The organism is Mycobacterium sp. TH-M11 (assembly GCF_057473725.1).
Map to the genome: position 1 here is coordinate 1 of NZ_JBYCLD010000159.1, position 1,866 is coordinate 1,866.

The following is a 1,866-nucleotide window of genomic DNA, read 5'->3' on the forward strand; positions in this document are numbered from 1 at the left end:
GCCAATGTCGTCCAACTTGACCGAGCGGACGCTCACCGCGGCCGTACAGCGGACGTTCGACGACTGCACCGACGCGCGATTTCGCGAGCTGTTCCAGGGTCTGATCCAGCACCTGCACGACTTCGCCCGGGAGGTGCGCCTGACCGGCGACGAATGGTTCGTCGCCATGGATTTCCTCGAGCGGGTGGGCAAAATGTCGACCCCGACACGCCAAGAGGTGGTGCTGCTCTCCGACATCCTGGGGTTGAGCATGCTGATCGACAAGATCAACCAGCAGACCGATTCGTCTACCACCGACTCCGCCGTGCTCGGGCCGTTCTTCGTCGAGGGTCGTCCGATGGCCGACAACGGATCCGACATCTCCGACGGCGTCACCGGTACACCGATGTTCGTCTCCGGACGGGTCGTCGACGACACCGGGCACCCGATCGTCGGCGCGAAAGTCGACACGTGGCACAGCGACGGCGAGGGCCGCTACGACGTTCAGCAGACCGAGAAATTGCACGACCACGTCGCCATGCGGGCATTGCTGACCACCGACGACGGCGGGCGGTTCTGGTATCGATCGGTGACGCCGCGGTTTTACCCGGTGCCCACCGACGGCCCCTGTGGTGAGATCCTGAGCGCCGCAAACCGTTCGCCGATGCGGCCGCAACACGTGCACTTCTGGTTCAACGCCGACGGCTACCGGCCGCTGATCACCCAACTGTTCTGGCGTGAGGACCCCTACCTCGGACACGACGCCGTCTTCGCCGACCAGGACTCGCTGACGGCCGATTTCGTGCGGCACGGCCCGGGGACTGCCCCGGACGGAACGACGGTCGACGAACCGTTCGTGACCCTGGACTGGACCTTCGCCATGGCGCCGAATAGCCCAGGCGCCGAATAGCCCCGAAAGGACAGCGATGTCACGTATACCGCTCGTCGCCGTGGAGCGGCAGCCCGAGCCGATCCGCGAATTCATGGCACGCCGGGGCGCGCTCAACGCGTTTCGGATGCTGGCCAACGCCCCCGAGGTGTTCGCCGGCTGGGCACAGCTGCTCGACGAGTTGTCCGACAGTCCCACCTTCACCGTGCGGGCGCGAGAGCTGGTCATGTTGCGGGTGGCCCGACTGCAGAATTGCCGTTACGAGCTCAGCCGCCACATCGGCATCGCCCAGGATGCGGGTTTCACCGAGCAGCAGATCAGCGCGGTCGTCGAAACCGATGACTTCGATGAATTCGATGACACCGAACGCCTGCTGCTCGAGGTGGTCACTGAACTGTGCGCCACGCGCCGGCTCGGCGATGCGTCGTTTGCCAAGGCCCGCAGCGCCTTCAGCGACGAAGAGCTCACCGAATTGCTGATGCTCGTCAGCTGCTACTACGGACTTGCGTTGGTGCTCAACGCGGCTGACCTGGAGGTCGAAGCCCGATGACACGAATCGGCTACCGCGAGCCGGCCGACATGGGGCCACGGGCTCGTGAATTGACCCAAGCCCGCGGCAATCTCAACGTCTATCGGACGCTGGCCAACGCCGACAAGGTATTCACCGGCTGGATGGTGGCGGGTGACGCCGCCCTGAGCAGCCCGACACTGCCAACCCGGCTGCGCGAACTCGTCGTGCTGCGCACGGCCTACCTGATGGACTGCGGCTACGAGCTCGGCCAGCATCGCGACGTCGCCCGCACCGCGGGTGTCAGCAACGCCGAGATCGACGCTGTGCTGTCCGAGAATAGCTGGCAGACATACCCATTCGAGGAAAGCGAAATCGCGGCTCTTCAGCTGACCACCGAACTGCTGACCACCCGCAGCGTTGCCACCGACACCTTCGAACGCGTACACGGAGCGCTTGGTTCGCCGGCATGCGTCGAGGTGCTGATGGT

At 65.0% G+C, this 1,866-nt stretch carries 3 protein-coding genes; all 3 read left to right on the forward strand.

Going from position 1 to position 1,866, the window contains the following annotated elements; translation table 11 throughout:
• On the forward strand, positions 1 to 889 hold an 889-nt coding region (locus AC2VOG_RS06910), incomplete at its 5' end, for a dioxygenase family protein (protein WP_486939174.1).
• 16 nt (positions 890 to 905) lie between these two features.
• Positions 906 to 1,418, forward strand: coding sequence for a carboxymuconolactone decarboxylase family protein (locus AC2VOG_RS06915; RefSeq protein WP_486939175.1), 513 nt, complete (start codon positions 906 to 908; stop codon positions 1,416 to 1,418).
• The coding region (locus tag AC2VOG_RS06920) for a carboxymuconolactone decarboxylase family protein (protein ID WP_486939176.1) at positions 1,415 to 1,866 on the forward strand (452 nt) is incomplete at its 3' end. The genes AC2VOG_RS06915 and AC2VOG_RS06920, both read left to right, overlap by 4 nt.

Bases quoted from the DNA above. Each gene is read 5' to 3' on its own strand.
- AC2VOG_RS06915 (WP_486939175.1), top strand. From the start codon at position 906: ATGTCACGTATACCGCTCGTCGCCGTGGAGCGGCAGCCCGAGCCGATC.